The sequence below is a fragment of the Lysinibacillus sp. NPDC097279 genome (assembly GCF_044761745.1).
Taxonomy (GTDB): Bacteria; Bacillota; Bacilli; order Bacillales_A; family Planococcaceae; genus Lysinibacillus.
Window position 1 is genome coordinate 579180 of record NZ_JBIWDA010000002.1, and the last position, 15500, is coordinate 594679.

Consider the following 15500-nt stretch of genomic DNA (forward strand, 5'->3'; position numbering starts at 1 on the left):
AGGAAGAAGATATAAATGAAATTTGGCTTTGATATAGATGATACGTTGATCGATTTACGTGCACATGCCTTTTCACTTTATAATAAAAAACTAGGCAAAAATATTACAATCGAAGCATTTCATGCATTGGATAGAGTAGAGATTCACGAACCATTTGGCTTAACGGACGTAGAAGGCTCTGCCATGTGGAACAGTTCTTTGGATGAAATCTATTTTACGGATTGTCCGATTTTTGAAGCTGCACTTGAAACATTGCAAGCATTACATCAGCAAGGACATGAAATTTATTATATTACGTCACGTCCAAAACAACATTGTCAACAAACGCAACAATGGATGAAAGCGCAAGGTTTCCCAGTGGAAGAAGGGCATTTCTATTGTGGTATGCAAGATGTGGAGAAAGTAGCTATTATTAAAGAACTTGATTTAGATGTTTACGTTGATGACAAACCAGCAGTGTTAGAAACGCTACAAGGCATTAACACAAAAGTGATATTAAAAAATCAATCGTATAATCAGCTTGTAGCATTGCCACGTTTAAATCATTGGCATGAGTTTTTAGGCATAATTAATGACTGAAAGGATTGGTATAACGAGTTTCGTTGTACCGATCCTTTTTTTGATTATTTTCGTAATGTAATTATATGAATTTAAAGAAATATGGAGTTAGCCGAGGATAAGATGGATTCATTGTTAGTTACTATTCGAGTATCATTTTTAGTAGTGCTTTTCTAATTGGATGTATTGTTGATTGCAAGATTTAATGAATCTATTTTATAAAGGTGTCATAGCTGTGTACTTCTGACTTAAGATATCAATTCTGTCCCCATATACTTTTAAAGAAAAGCTTTCCTACCCTATTTAATTGCAAAGTATGACATTTTTTTGATGTACCATCATTTTTTATTTCAATATAAGAGACGTTTATTCTAAGTTGTTTTTCAGTCAAGAAGAGAAAATATTACACATCAACCGACAGAAAAACGACGGTTACCGACAGAAAAAATGTCGGTTGAAATGGCGGTTATGGGGATGATAAACTAGTAATAACATTAAATAGTAAGTGGAGATATAGCGGTTTCCTATCATTATGATACAAACAAAATAGCTATATTTCTCTATAAACGAGAGCACTTGTAAAATAATTTATTGAAATAATGTAAAACTGACGGACTTGAATACTGTGATTCTGTTCTAGAAATCGGTAACGCAACGATTATTCCGTTACATATCAGAAGTCGATTCTCCCACATCATATAAACATCCATGCAATGAAACAAATAGAACGAGATTCGACATACTTCGCATTTTTGCAAAATACTTCTAGACAGAAAAAAGGGCTAAATAGTTTTCTAAATAGGAGGAAACATCAAGGTCTTTTATTCCATGAAATAATACCTCAATTCACTATAAAGCTGAAGTCTTTTTAGCAATTACAATTATATTATTCAGCACCGTCACCCCCCTTTCGGAAATAAACACCATTCATAAAACGACGACAACGATTAAAATGTTAGCAATGTGTAAATCTGTGCAACACCTAAGATTTATTTCTGTTTATATAGATAATAATGGTAATTAATACCATTACTAAAAATTAAAGGCTTAATTTTCTGAATATTATAACTAATTAGATGTGGCTAAACTGTTGACATATTAATTTTAATATTAATAAAGGAGGACGAAATAATGTCAAATCTTTTAGAAATTAATAATCTTAGAAAGTCATATGGTGACAAAGTTGTTTTAGACGATGTTTCTTTTAATGTGCCACCAGGCGCAATCGTTGGATTTATCGGAAATAATGGGGCTGGTAAATCGACAACATTTAAAGCGGTATTGGAATTAGTTCATAAAGAGAGTGGTACAGTGAAGCTATTTGGTAAAGAAAATCTAAATAAAGAAGTCAAACTTAAAGAAAAGATAGGGGTGGTATTTGACGCGATTAATCTGCCGTCTAACCTTACAATAAAGCAATTAGGAAAAGCTTTTTCTAAGTTATTTTCTTCTTGGAATCAAAATGAATTTAATCGCTTAGTGGATATTTTCGCTTTACCTAGAAATAAAAAAGTCAGTTCATTCTCACGTGGAATGTCGATGAAAATATCAATAGCTGTGGCATTATCACATAATGCGCAATTATTAATCCTAGATGAAGCAACCGGCGGTCTTGATCCTTCTTCAAGAGAAGTGGTGTTAGATGAATTGGAAAATTTTGCGAAAGAAGCGGATCATGGTATTGTACTTTCATCTCATATTATGAGTGATATTGAGAGAATAGCAAGTCATTTAGTCTTTATTAGTGAAGGTAAAATAACTTTAAATGAAGAGAAAGACATAGTATTTGAGAAATATGCTTTTGTAGATATAGATGATAGTGAACAACTAACACTATTAAATAAGGATATTATTGTCGCTCGAAGAAAACATGGTGCTTCTTTCACATTACTTATATCAGATAAGGAAAAATTGCCGAGTGGGTTGATTGCCCGAAAAGTTTCTATGGAAGAAATCAGTGTATTTTTAACAGGAAGTGCGAAATAATGAAAGGGTTATTGTTTACAAACTTATATTTAGTTCATCGAAGTATTTTTGTGTACACATTGATAGGAATAGGGCTCACTGCTTTTTATTTAAAGCTAACTGGAGGGGCATACGCAGTTTTTAGTGCTATTACGTTGTGTATAGTAATAACAATGCCTGTATGGGAAATCCTAAAAGTTGAGGCTCAGTCCGGTTATAACAAGTATTTACTCACTTTACCGGTTAGTAGAAAAAATATAATACAAAGTTATTATTTAGTCTATTTCTTAGTAGTAGTTATAGGTGTAATACTATTTGTCGGTATCCTTTATATCTATGGTTTATTTTCAGAGGTTTCAATTGAACTTAGCTTATTTCAAACTATTGCTTATACTATTCTCTCGATGTTAACACTTGGGGGAATAATATTCCCATTAATTTTTATTCTGGGGGAAGAGAAGTCAGATTTTATTTTACTACTGAGTCTATTATTTATGGGTTTAGTAGTAAATTCACTCCGCTTGGGTGTGGACTACGTAATAGATCAACTACCGTTGTTAAAGTTTAATCTTAATCCATTAAAACAAGTTCCGTTCATATTCTTATTAATAGGTATTTTAATTTTTCTTATATCTTTTTTTATTTCTTTCTTTATTTATAGTAAAAAAGAATTTTGACTTATGCTATTTATATTAGAGGTGATTAAAATAATGAAAATGACAGGTTTGGTATTGACAAACTTTTATATGGTTTATCGAAGTTTGATAATATACATGGTTGGAGCAATAGTAACAGGTGCTATTCTTTTTATGTATATTGGAGATGATACATTTTTTGGAATTGATGCAGAGTTCTTTGTTCCTAGGGTTATATTCCTATTAAGTATACTTCCTGCATTTGAAGTGTTAAAAGTTGCAGCTAAGTCAGGTTATGATAAGTATGTACTTACCTTCCCAGTTCGAATAGGTACTATTGTGAAAAGTCAATATATTTTTCTTGCTTTTATTACAGTTGTAGGGATAATGGTGGCTCTGGGTGCTCTTTATATATTCAGTCTACTTTCTTGGATATCGCTAGATATTATTTTATATCAAGAGGTGATATCTATGTTTACTATATTTATTTTAACTGGTTCGGTAACATTTCCACTTATCTATCTGTTTGGTACAGCAAAGTCAGATATTTTTGTTTTGCTAACTTTCTTTGCTTCGTATTATGTTGTTGGTTTAATAAGTAAGGCAATGCAGTATACAGCTGGTTTAATGAATATAAATTTACATAAATTTAATATACTTATTGGTTTTTCTGTAATATTTATTTTAATTGGTTTATTAATCTATATTCTTTCTTATTATTGTTCCGTAACTATCAATAAAAAGAAAGAATTTTAAGTCATACTTTTAAAAAAAGGAAGTGTGAAGAGAGATTATGCATATGCTAGGTCTTCAATATACAAACTTTTTTATGGTTTATCGAAGTGTGTTGATGTACGCAGCAACAAGTATAGTATTATCTGGTATTTCTTTGTGGATTTCAGATGTCTCAGAGTCTTTCGTATTGGGTGAGGGCGGTAAGTGGTTAGCCATTCGGTTTATAATGCTGCTTATGATGTTACCAATATTAGAATTGTCAAAAATTGAGGCTAAGTCCGGTTATGATAAGTATGTGCTTACTTTACCAGTGCGTAGAAGTACTATTGTACAAAGTTATTATCTATTCTACTTTTTATTTATCATTATCGGAGTCATACTATCCTATGGCGTCGTATATATATATACACTATTGTTCCAACTTCCCTTTAATAGTAATAACGTTGTTGAGTTGATTGCTGTTGATGCTGTTGCTTTGCTCTTAGCGGGAGCAATAGTATTCCCCCTTCTTTATAACTATGGAGTAGAAAAGTCTGACGTTATTATAATAGCAGGGGTATTTGGATCGTTTATTTCTATAAATAATGTAAGCGAGATACACTATTTGTTGGAACGTCCACCGTTGTCAAATCTTAATTTAAATCTATCAATATATCTGCCATTTTTATTGCTTCTAGTAGGCATTTTGTTATTTATACTATCTTCTCTTATATCACTCTGCATCTATCGTAAGAAAGAATTTTAAGCTACTTAACATAATATTTAGGGGTTTATTGCGCTCCTTATATATGGATAATAAAGTGCTATGCAGAGGAATTATAGTTCCTAAATTCTATCCTAGACCATTGAAAAATATACCATAATCTACTTTATATGAAAAAATCTAAATAGTGAGTATGTATCAATGTAGTATTAAACTAATTGGAGGGGATTTAAATGGAAGGGTTATTGCACTATTTCAAGTATTTGAAGCCCAATTCTGAATACTACGGTGAAATGGAGATAAAAGAAAAGGAAGATACATACCAATTGAGTGATATTCCAGATAATTATTCTGTTATATCAGATAGTGACTCAATTTGGAAATTTTATCATGTGAAAGACGCGATACTTCCAGAACAGGGTTGGAAAATTCATGTAACGTCCTTATTAGAGGATTCAAATATTATATTAGAAAAGGTAGCGCGATTATGCATAGCTAAAAATATTGAGTTTAAGCATCTTAAAGACAAATATAGTATGTTAGCGTTAAATTCAAAAAATGCAAATCGTGCTTCATCTGGAAAGTTTATAACGATTTATCCAATGAATAATGAAATCTTTGTTGAATTGTTAGAACAGATTTCTACAACACTTCAAGATTTTAAAAATGGCCCGTATATTCTTAGTGATAAGAGATGGAAAAATAGCAATGTGTTTTGGAACAAATCGTCCTATGATGCAACTGTATAAAGCGGGGAGGTGTCCCCAACAAACATTTTTTGAGTCCATGAACAATCGGACTTTAGCACATACTGAGAGTAATGTTTTTAATCTTATCGTGTAACGAAAACAACCAAGAGACAATATGTTCTCTTGGTTGTTATTATTTAAGCAGCGGCTAAGCTGACACAGGGGTACATGTGCGGGGGTGGTCAAGTATTTACCTATTAAATAAAACGAGCAATATCTTTTAACGGTAAACGAGACGAGCCATAAGCAGGTGCCGCACCTTTACCGATAGCAATAAGGACTACAGGGAAAATATGCTCTGGTAAGTCAAATCGTTCAGCAAATTTCGCTTTATCAAAACCGCCCATTGTGACAGTATCATAGCCTTTTTCCTTGGCGATAAGCATAAGTTGCATTGAAATAAGACCTGCATCAAATGTTGCGATATTTTTTCGTACTTCTAATGGTGCTGGTGGGTAAGTGCGTAGGGTATTCGCAATCATTAAATCCTTTTGTGCATCCCCCATATGACCTTCTGCAACATTTTGTGTATAAATTTGTTCAACTTGTTGATACATTTCGGCATTTCCTAATACTGCAATAACAGCTGATGATGTTTCAACTTGTTCTTGGTTATTGGCAATCGCACGAAGCTCTGTTTTCACCGCTTCATCTTGAATAACAAGAAATCTCCATGCTTGTAAATTGCTTGATGAAGGTGCACTTGTTGCTTCTTGAATGATTTCTTCAAGTTCTACTTGAGGTATTTTAAAAGTAGGATCATAAACACGCACGGATTTTCGATCCTGCATAATTGTATATAGATCTGATTTGTTATTCGTTGTTGACATAATTTCCTCCTAATAAACTTACTAATGGTAAGTTGATAATAGAATCTTACCATTAGTAAGTTTATACGTCAAATAAAAATTTGTATGTGTTACAATAGAAATAAGGAATGAAAAAATGGGAGGTTATTATATGACTAAATCAAATTGTTCACATATATGTAGTAGCTACCATCAGGCAATTGAATTTATAGGAAAACGTTGGATGGGCATGATTATCTATACGTTATTACCTGGTCCAAAAAGATATCATGAAATCCATGCCACGATCCCTGGAATTTCTGATCGTTTACTAACCGAACGTCTAAATGAGCTTGTTCAAGCAGGACTAATCGAGAAAAAATACATTGATTCATCGATAAAAAAAGTAGAATATGCGTTAACACCGAACGGTTTAGCTTTTCAGGAAGTCATACGGTCTATTCAAAAATGGATTGATTTATGTGATTTTGAACAAACTACGAAAGAGTCAATCTAAAAAAGACAAAGTACCTCGAGAGTACCACTCTCTTAAGGTATTTTGTCTTTTTTCTATAAATCGTAAGAAGCGATCCTATTTATTCTACATGAACATCAAAAATAAATGATTCTTTTCCGTTATTCCATAAGGCATTCAGTTCATAAATATAATATCCTTCTTTAGAAGGCATCGTTATTTTATCCTCTTTAATTTCAACATTTTCAATTGTGCCATCTTCATTCATTTTAGTTGCAGTAATGGCGATTGGACTCTGTTCAATATTAAATTTTAGTATCTCTCCTTTTTTAACATCTAATGTTTCGAAGTTATCTGCTATTTCATTAATATCAGGAGAACCTTTCAGCCTCATTTCAACATCGTCCTCTTTCCATTCAAATTTACTTGGAAGCATATTATATTGTTCACCATCCAAAATAACTTGGCCCACTGGTTGTTTAAAAACACTCTTAGGAAACACATTGCATCCGGTCATAAGAATGACAATTAGTATTGGTATAATTACTTTATTCATTTGACCATTCTCCTTTTTTACGAATTAGGCAATACTATTATACCGTTTTTGTAAAATTTTACTATATACTAGTAGAACAAAAAAGAGACTGTAGGCAAACTCACACTGAGTTTATCTACAGTCTCACGCTTTATTATTAATCTATTTAACGGTCGGTAAAATTTTATTTAAAAGAATGGCAACTATTGCAGCGGTCGCTACCGGAGAACCAAATAAATATTGAACCGTTGTTGGTAAAGAATATAAGAAATCTTTCGGTAATAACGTTAGTGCTAATGTTAAAATGATTGGCACAGCGATAACGTACATTTCTTTTTCACCGATACGTTCATTTTTCATTACTTGTAACCCACTAATTGCAATGATGCCACAAACGATAACGAAGACACCACCGATAACTGCAGAAGGAATGGCAGAAATTAATGCAGCTAATTTACCAGAAAAACCGAACAAAATAAACCAAGCACCTGCAGCAATAAAGACACGACGACTTGCAATACCTGTAATGGAAATCACACCTGCATTCGTTGAATAGCCAGTTACTGGAGTAGAACCTAATAATGAGGCGATGAAGCAGCCGATACCTTCTCCGATAACCCCGCGATTAATTTGCTTATCTGTCAATGGTTTTTCAATAACATTACTAACTGCAAACCATGTACCTGTTGTTTCAGCCAGTAATACAATATAAATAATAATCATTGTTAAAATTGCTGAGAAGTTAAATGTAAAGCCAAAGTCTGCAAAAGGAATTTGTGGTAAGCTAAACCACTTTGCTTTTCCAACTGCTGATAAATCTAATACACCCATTATATTAGCAGCGATACAGCCTATAAGTAACGCGATAATAACAGATGCAATACGAAATGCACGACCTTTTTGACGGAACACAGAGCCTAGCATTACACATACAATTAAAACGATAGCTGAAATAAGCGCTAAATAAATATTTTGGTTAATCGTCGCACCAGCGCCTTCAAAAATATTACTACTTATACCTATAGGCATTAGCGATAATCCAACAACGAAAATAATTGTACCTCCTACAATTGGAGGAATAAAAGTTTTGACAATTTTATTGAAAATACCTGTGTAGCCTAAAATAATGACAAAAATGGCACCAATTAAGCTTGCTCCTAACACAGAGCTCCAACCAAGCTCGCCACTGCCACTAGCTGCATATATACCGACAATTGCTCCTAGTGGTACATAAGACGGCCCTTGTGCAATCGGTAGCTTCATGCAGAAATGTGTTTGTACAATTGTCGCTATCCCTGCTGCAATAAAAGTCGATTGTATCAATGCACTAGATTGACCTGATTGCAAACCTATTAACATTGCAATAAGAAAGGGAACTACATAAACATCCATTGCCATAACATGCTGTAAACCTAGAAGAACAGATTGGCCGAATGGCACTTTTTCATCGGGTAAAACGGTTAAATGCGTGGTATTACTTTTATCGTTTGCTAGATTGTTTTTTTGCGTTTCCACTAAGACGTACACCTCAAAATTTAAGTTTTTATATGATGATTAGGTTGAATCTTACATTGGTTCGTTCGTGTCCTCCTACTGCTGCTAGAGCAAAGAGGAGGGCATTGTTTGCGTTAAATTATTTAGCTCTTTCATGAACTTTAGTGCCTTGCACCCACACTTCACGAATATTTTCAGGACGAACAAGATACATGATTTTTTGGAAAATATCATTCAATGCTTCATTGTTATCATAGATTGGAAGTTTGGCAGAGGCTATTTTTGTATCGATTATTTGAACATCCCACGTATAGTTTTCCTGTAAGCGACCTACTGGAAGGCTTAAACTTTCGCCACCACCTGCTGTTGCTAAATAAAATGCTTCATTGATTGTTATGCGTGAATTTGGCACCCCACGTTTGTCTGCAGAAAGAGCTGTATCAACGCCATCTTCTAACATTCTAGATGACATAACAGCTTGTCTTGCGTTATCGAAAAGACTCGGAGAGAAACCACCCGAAATATCTGATCCTAAACCAATATCCACCCCTTTTGAATGGAAATGGGCAATTGGAATGACACTGTTAGCAAAATAAGCATTTGAAATTGGACAATGACCAATTGCTGTACCCGTTTCAGCAAATAACGCTGCATCATCATCGCTTAAAAAATTGCAATGAGCCATAACAGACTTATCACCTAATAGACCAAAGTCATGTAAAGCATAGGCATCATTTTTGTTAAAGCGGTCTTGTACATAACCATGCTCCCAATCGCTCTCACTACAGTGAGATTGGATATGTGTATCGTATTTAGCAGCTAATTCTCCTAAACCTTTTAAAGCACCATCTGTACAGCTTGGGATAAAGCGAGGCGTTACAACAGGATACACACCTTGTTTTGTAGTTTTAGCTAATTCTTTAACAGCTAAAATAAATTCTTCTGTATCTGCTAACGCTGTATCTGTGTTCGCATCTCGATAAAAATCTGGGTTTTGTTCTTGGTCATCCATGACAACTTTCCCTACTAGACCACGTTGTCCTTTTGTAGCACATATTTCAGCTAATAATAGGCTCGCCTCTTTATGGACAGTTGCAAAGTATAACGATGTAGTTGTGCCATTCGCAAGGAGGGTACTAACTAAATCTTCATACACTTCTTTGGCAAATGCTAAATCCGAGAACTTCGATTCAATAGGGAAGGTATATGTGTTCAGCCAGTCATTAAGAGGAATGTCTAAAGCAGTTCCAGCCTGCGCCCATTGCGGTGCATGGACATGTAAGTCGACAAAGCCTGGGAAGAAATACTGTCCATCAGTTAGTTGGTGGAAGTTATCTTTCCCTTCGTATGTATTAAGTAATGGTTGATAATCCAGATGTTCGGGAGCAACAGCCTTCTCTATCATACCGTCAGCGTTAATGCAAAATAGATAATCTTTTAAAATTTGTACTTCTTTTGGTGACTTACTTGAAAAAGCAGTCCCTTTAAAAATTTGCGTATATTCACTCATGGTTTACACCTCAACGTTCGTATTTTAGTATCAGCAGGGAATATTATAGGACAATTAAACTGTAAAGTCTATAAAAAAACGAATAAAAGCTTTTTGATTTAATAGAGATTTAAGGGGAATTAACATAAAATGAAAAGAGTTTTACAACAATTTTATGGAATGGAAATATATAGTGAGAGGCGGAAGAGGAATGAAAATAAGGGTTGAAAACTTAAAAATTTTTGAATAAAATATAGTTGAGAATCATTATCATTTAAATATCTTGCGAAAAAGGGAGGTAGCCGTATAGTTTATTGAATCCCGCAAGGCATAAAAATAGAGATTAGATTATTATAACTGTCACTGCTAGAGTCACTATATTTCTAAACGGAGAAAGGAGCATACTATGAAAAAAATAAGTAGGGTATTCATTCTATTTGTAGTTATTATAGGATCAGTAATTCCTAATTTTGCTTTGGCAGCAAGTGAGAGTGGACAAGAAAATCCATTTGAAGCGCCAGAAAAATATGTGTCCTATCTAAAGTCATTTGGTGATACTTATGATGAATTCATTCAGCAGTATAGTGAATTATCGAAAGAAAAGCAGGAAATAATTTTAGATGTTCTACAAAATGGTGGAAATTTTGATGTAGAGCTAACTGAAAGCAGTTTGCAAAGCGATGAAAAACACAGGTATACTAGAGCAACAGTAGGTAATAGACCTGTATCATTTGATGCAGATTTTAGATTGTTCGGAATAACTTTTGTGAAAGTAAGATTAGAAGGTAGATTTGAATATAGTAATCAAAAGGTAATCTCAGTACAGTATAAAAATGCTTACATTGTTCAGAATTTTGTTCCTTTAAGTGGATTTGAAAGAACTTCCTTAGATGCGTATGTAAGTGATGATAAATTCTATGCGAGTGCAGCATTTACGGCTTTTGTAGGTGCAAAAATAGGAGATAATATTATTGGCGTGCGTCCAAGAACCTTTAACATTCAATTAAATTCTGATTATAGAGGGAATGTGAATGGAAATGCATGGTAAGAAAGCAATCGTTATAGTGGGATTATGTCTTTTCGTTTTTTTGATCATTTTATTTACCATTATTAGTTTAAGAGCCAATTATTAATTAAATAGATTTATCAAAAGACTCAAGGTAAATACTAGAGTCTTTTTTTGTGAAAAAAATCGGTGAAACATATATAAAATATTGTTTTATAAATTGATTACTGGAAAAATTTTATAAAATATATGTTTGCTTTATTAATATTCATTAAGTATCCTTTTATTAACAATAAAAAGGGGAGGGGATGCGGTGAATCGTCAACATATAGGGGTATTATTTGGAGGAGTATTGTTGCTCGTAGTAGCAATGGGTATTAGCCGCTTTGCTTTTACGCCCATTTTGCCATTTATGCGGGAGGATGTCGGCTTTTCGTTTAATGTTGCCGGCTTTTTAGCATCCAGTAATTATATTGGTTATTTTATTGGCGCATTGTGGGCTGGATTTATTTATCGCCAAAAGAAAAATTTTTTACTGTTGAGTGTTGTGTTAAACGTCATTTCTGTTGTTCTTATGGGGCTAATTGAAATTTATAGTGTTTGGCTTGTCCTGCGCTTAGTTGCAGGAATTACAGGAGGACTTATATTTGTTTTAACTTCTAGTATTATTATGGATTATTTAGCTAAACAGTCACTGACAAAGTGGTCAGGTTATTTATTTAGCGGTATAGGGCTTGGTATTGCCATATCAGGTTTGTTCGTACCTTTCATTGAAGTACGTTTTGCTTGGCAAGGTACTTGGATTGGGTTAGGAATTTTATCAGCCATTTTATTATGTATTACATTTTTCTTATGGAGAAATTTAGAAGTTCAAGACAGTGCCAAAGTTACCAAATCATCTGATACAAAATTGTCGCGAGGTTTTATGCCTTGGCTTATTGCTGCGTATGGTCTTGAGGGACTTGGCTATATTATTACAGGAACATTTTTAGTAGATATTATTCATAACATACCATCGCTCCAATCTTACTCTTCCTATAGTTGGGTCATTGTTGGTATAGCTGCTATTCCGTCTGCTCCAGTTTGGACAGTATTATTAGAAAAGTTTTCTGCAATAAAAATATTGTTTGTGGCTTACATATTACAAGTGCTAGGGATTTTGTTGCCGGTATTTTCACAAACAGTGTGGAGTGTCTTATTGTCTTCCTTTTTATTTGGCTTAACATTCGTGGGCATTGTAACATTAACAACCGCATATGCCAGACAGCTCTTTCCAACTCAGAGTGGTCCAGTCGTGTCAGTATTAACAACATTTTATGCATTTGGACAAATAATAGGCCCAATAATTGCTGGACAACTAGTAGTAGTATACAGCAGCTATAAAGCAGCACTCATCTTTGCTGGAGTCATCGTATTTTTAGCGTTAATAGTGATGTTATGCGGTAAATGGATCGTCATAAAACAACAAGAAAAAGCAGCCAATCTAAACATGCAGTCCACACCTTAGTGGTAGTGTATAGTGAGGGTGCCTGACACTCGAAAGATTCTGAATTGTTCGGGTGTCAGGCACTCTTTTTATTTTTCCCTAAATCGACAAAATGTTATAATTATAGATAGTAAATCAATCAATTGGAGTGATGCGAATGAGTGTAAAGACTTTACGTAAAATCCCACTTGAGAGTTTTGTAGATTTAAAGGTAGATTATGTTTTTAAACAATTTTTTGGTACAGAGCAGAATAAAAATATTACTGTGGTTTTTCTAAATGCTATTTTAAAGCGTACTGGCCGTAATGCTATAAAAGAGATTTCTTTTATGCGGCAAGAATTCGGTAGCGAGCATGTAGATGATAAGCAGTCACGCTTGGATATTTTAGTGAAAACCCAAGATGATTTATTTATTAATGTTGAAATCCAACTAACAAATAAATACGACATGATGAAACGAACGCTGTATTATTGGTCTCGAATTTATACCTCTCAGCTTCGAAAAGGAATGGGTTATTATAAACTTCGACCTACAATAACTATCAATATTTGTAATTTTAGTTTATTTGAACAAACAAATAATTACCATTCTCTTTTCCAACTATATGACTTTGATGAGAAGTTTAAAATGGACGATGTACTTGAAATTCATTTTATCGAAATAAATAAATTTATAAAGCAATGGTACGCAAAGCAATTAAATTCTTGGGAAAATGTGCTTGCTAGATGGTTAATGTTGCTGGCAATGGTTGATGGTCGTAAAGGTAAAGTCTATGAAGAAATCTATTTGGAATTGGAGGAGCTCGCCATGAAAGATGAGGAGTTATTAAATGCTTTCAGTGTTTGGCAAGATTTAAGTCAATCCCCTGAAGATTATTATGCTTACCAATCTCGTTTGAAATATATTCTTGATGAGGCGGCGAAGCTTGAAGATACAAAATATATAGCTGAGCAGGAAGGGCTATTAAAAGGAATAGAACGGGGAATGGAGCAAGGTATTCAGCAAGGTATTCAGCAAGGTATTCAGCAAGGTATTGAACAAGGTATCAAACAGGGAGAAAATAAGATGCAAAAGGAAATCGTATTGAAATTATTAAAAAGAAATACAGATGTTGAAACAATTGCTGAATTAACTGGACTAACAGTTACTGAAATTGAACAGCTAAAAGAATTACTTGATTAATTCTTTAGGTGCCAGACACTCGTAATTTTCAGAATTGTTTGGGTGACTGGCACTTATTACATTTTCTTCTTACGATTTGAAATGAAGAAGTACAAACTGATTACTAGCATGCTGTAAATAAAAATCCATATATATTGCCAATAAAAAACAGCAGGTATTGTTTGGATGCTATCATCTGCACTCATCATTTTTAAAGAAAGATGTACAGGAGGTAGAAGCCATATAAGTCCTTGTACTTGCACGATGACATTTTTTAACGAAGCGATGGCTAAAGAAATGATTAGGATACTAAGTACCCCCCACCAAGAATTTTGTCTATTTTGGACTAGTTCCCTTGTGAAAAGGGAAGAGAGTGCAATACTAAGGATCGAAAGGCTAAAGTGAGCTAGAAAGCCTAATATTATATGTAAGGCCCTTGGTTTTTCACCAAATGCATCAATCATTATCGGATAGAATACTGCAACACAGCTTAAACAAAAGCCAATCATTATACAAATCAAATAAAGCGCCCTAAAATATGCTTTTTCTCCCTTAGAATGGAGTATAGTAATTACTTTTTGTCCTTCATCCTCCCCATGAAATATTGTTACGGTAAACCATCCCATTAACATAAAAAGAAATGTCGAAGTAAACGAGTAACTATCTAATATTGGATTTGGCACAAATGCATAATTGACTACCATACATAAAATGAAAATGAAAAAAGGCGGAATATACTTATACGTTCTTATATAGTTAACTATTTGATAGTGCAATAAACTCATCATTTCCCTTGTAAACCTCCTAGAAATGGGTATGGAATTGATCCTTCTTTGGATTGAGAGGTATGAGCTGTTTAATGGACGCTTGGTGCTGAAGTAATGTCAGAAGGATTTTATCACTATCTGGACTACTAACTTTTACAGTCACCTCTTGATTGCCATTCGTTAATGTACGCATTACTTTAATTTGCATAAGAGAAGAAAGTGCATCAAGTGATTTTTGACTTGATAACTCAAAAATTATTTGATTGTATGGAATATGGTTTTCCTTAAATGATTCCAGTTGTAACACTTGGCCCTCTTGAATTAATAAAACTCGGTCTACAAGATTTTCTAATAATTTTGTTTCATGGCAAGTTAAAATGATACTATATCCATTTTCCTTTAATGACAAAAGAATTTCTTCTAAATCAATTTGAGCGCGGGGATCAAGTCCAGATAAAGGTTCATCTAAGATGAGAAGATGTGTATCTTCAAGCATCGCCTGCATAATCATAATTTTTTGCTTCATCCCTTTTGAAAAATGGGTAATTCTTGTTGAACGAGACTCCTCCATATTAAATATCTTTAGTAGTTGATCTATTTTTTGCTCTAAAGTTTTTTTGGGGATGTCACTAATTTTGCCCATATAAAAAAGATACTCTTCAGGGGAAAATAATAGATGCGAAGGAGTGACTTCTGGTACGTAGCCGATTTTTAAAGATGGTAAATGTTTGTTCACTGTCCCGCTATCTGTATCCACTATGCCACCGATAATTTTGAGTAGCGTACTCTTTCCAGAGCCATTCTTTCCGACGAATGCTATAATTTCTGCGTTATCAATGGAGAATGAAATGTTGTCTAAAACTTTTGTGGCTTTATATTGTTTAGAAATATTTTTGACTACCATTATCGTATTCATAAGGACACACCTTTTTGTAAGTGATAATTCTAATGAT

The 15500-nt window shown here is 33.7% G+C and carries 16 protein-coding genes; 10 read left to right on the forward strand and 6 right to left on the reverse strand.

Going from position 1 to position 15500, the window contains the following annotated elements; translation table 11 throughout:
- Window positions 1-15 precede the first annotated feature (15 nt).
- The 6 genes from ACIQ1H_RS12965 to ACIQ1H_RS12990 all read left to right on the forward strand — a co-directional run bounded on the left by ACIQ1H_RS12965 (window position 16) and on the right by ACIQ1H_RS12990 (window position 5345).
- A complete protein-coding gene (locus ACIQ1H_RS12965) occupies window positions 16-579 on the forward strand; it encodes a 5' nucleotidase, NT5C type (protein WP_402889263.1) in 564 nt (187 codons plus the stop codon).
- 1110 nt (window positions 580-1689) lie between these two features.
- Entirely contained in the window at window positions 1690-2544 is an 855-nt protein-coding gene (locus ACIQ1H_RS12970; RefSeq protein ID WP_402889265.1) for an ABC transporter ATP-binding protein, read from the forward strand.
- On the forward strand, window positions 2544-3200 hold the full coding sequence (locus ACIQ1H_RS12975; protein ID WP_402889266.1) for an ABC-2 transporter permease: 657 nt from the start codon (window positions 2544-2546) through the stop codon (window positions 3198-3200). The genes ACIQ1H_RS12970 and ACIQ1H_RS12975 overlap by 1 nt, the downstream gene beginning before the upstream one ends.
- A gap of 33 nt (window positions 3201-3233) precedes the next feature.
- Window positions 3234-3914 carry an ABC-2 transporter permease gene (locus ACIQ1H_RS12980; RefSeq protein ID WP_402889268.1) on the forward strand — a complete coding sequence of 227 codons (681 nt, stop codon included), beginning with the start codon at window positions 3234-3236 and terminating at the stop codon, window positions 3912-3914.
- Between the two features lie 43 nt (window positions 3915-3957).
- Entirely contained in the window at window positions 3958-4638 is a 681-nt protein-coding gene (locus ACIQ1H_RS12985; protein WP_402889269.1) for an ABC-2 transporter permease, read from the forward strand.
- A 191-nt stretch (window positions 4639-4829) separates the two neighbouring features.
- Window positions 4830-5345 carry a class III lanthionine synthetase LanKC N-terminal domain-containing protein gene (locus tag ACIQ1H_RS12990; protein WP_402889271.1) on the forward strand — a complete coding sequence of 172 codons (516 nt, stop codon included), beginning with the start codon at window positions 4830-4832 and terminating at the stop codon, window positions 5343-5345.
- Between the two features lie 197 nt (window positions 5346-5542).
- Here the strand turns inward: ACIQ1H_RS12990 and ACIQ1H_RS12995 are convergent, their stop codons facing one another.
- Complete coding sequence (locus tag ACIQ1H_RS12995; RefSeq protein WP_402889273.1) at window positions 5543-6175, reverse strand: nitroreductase family protein; 633 nt, start codon at window positions 6173-6175, stop codon at window positions 5543-5545.
- Between the two features lie 130 nt (window positions 6176-6305).
- Here ACIQ1H_RS12995 and ACIQ1H_RS13000 point away from each other — a divergent pair, with 130 nt between their 5' ends.
- Window positions 6306-6650 (forward strand): winged helix-turn-helix transcriptional regulator, encoded by a 345-nt coding sequence (locus ACIQ1H_RS13000; protein ID WP_402889275.1) that lies wholly within the window; start codon window positions 6306-6308, stop codon window positions 6648-6650.
- A gap of 79 nt (window positions 6651-6729) precedes the next feature.
- Here the strand turns inward: ACIQ1H_RS13000 and ACIQ1H_RS13005 are convergent, their stop codons facing one another.
- The 3 genes from ACIQ1H_RS13005 to guaD form a co-directional block, all read right to left on the reverse strand.
- A complete protein-coding gene (locus ACIQ1H_RS13005) occupies window positions 6730-7164 on the reverse strand; it encodes a hypothetical protein (RefSeq protein WP_402889276.1) in 435 nt (144 codons plus the stop codon).
- Between the two features lie 141 nt (window positions 7165-7305).
- On the reverse strand, window positions 7306-8658 hold the full coding sequence (locus ACIQ1H_RS13010; protein ID WP_402889278.1) for a uracil-xanthine permease family protein: 1353 nt from the start codon (window positions 8656-8658) through the stop codon (window positions 7306-7308).
- Between the two features lie 118 nt (window positions 8659-8776).
- The gene (guaD, locus tag ACIQ1H_RS13015; RefSeq protein WP_402889280.1) at window positions 8777-10147 is read right to left on the reverse strand and encodes a guanine deaminase; all 1371 of its coding nucleotides are present in this window, start codon (window positions 10145-10147) and stop codon (window positions 8777-8779) included.
- Window positions 10148-10532: 385 nt separating this feature from the next.
- Here guaD and ACIQ1H_RS13020 point away from each other — a divergent pair, with 385 nt between their 5' ends.
- The 3 genes from ACIQ1H_RS13020 (at window position 10533) to ACIQ1H_RS13030 (ending at window position 13801) form a co-directional block, all read left to right on the forward strand.
- On the forward strand, window positions 10533-11174 hold the full coding sequence (locus tag ACIQ1H_RS13020) for a hypothetical protein (protein ID WP_402889282.1): 642 nt from the start codon (window positions 10533-10535) through the stop codon (window positions 11172-11174).
- A gap of 271 nt (window positions 11175-11445) precedes the next feature.
- Entirely contained in the window at window positions 11446-12639 is a 1194-nt protein-coding gene (locus ACIQ1H_RS13025) for a YbfB/YjiJ family MFS transporter (protein ID WP_402889284.1), read from the forward strand.
- A 136-nt stretch (window positions 12640-12775) separates the two neighbouring features.
- Window positions 12776-13801, forward strand: coding sequence for an Rpn family recombination-promoting nuclease/putative transposase (locus ACIQ1H_RS13030; RefSeq protein WP_402889286.1), 1026 nt, complete (start codon window positions 12776-12778; stop codon window positions 13799-13801).
- A 56-nt stretch (window positions 13802-13857) separates the two neighbouring features.
- Here the strand turns inward: ACIQ1H_RS13030 and ACIQ1H_RS13035 are convergent, their stop codons facing one another.
- Both ACIQ1H_RS13035 and ACIQ1H_RS13040 read right to left on the reverse strand, forming a co-directional pair.
- The gene (locus ACIQ1H_RS13035; protein WP_402889287.1) at window positions 13858-14568 is read right to left on the reverse strand and encodes an ABC transporter permease; all 711 of its coding nucleotides are present in this window, start codon (window positions 14566-14568) and stop codon (window positions 13858-13860) included.
- 16 nt (window positions 14569-14584) lie between these two features.
- Complete coding sequence (locus tag ACIQ1H_RS13040) at window positions 14585-15463, reverse strand: ABC transporter ATP-binding protein (RefSeq protein WP_402889289.1); 879 nt, start codon at window positions 15461-15463, stop codon at window positions 14585-14587.
- Window positions 15464-15500: the final 37 nt, after the last annotated feature.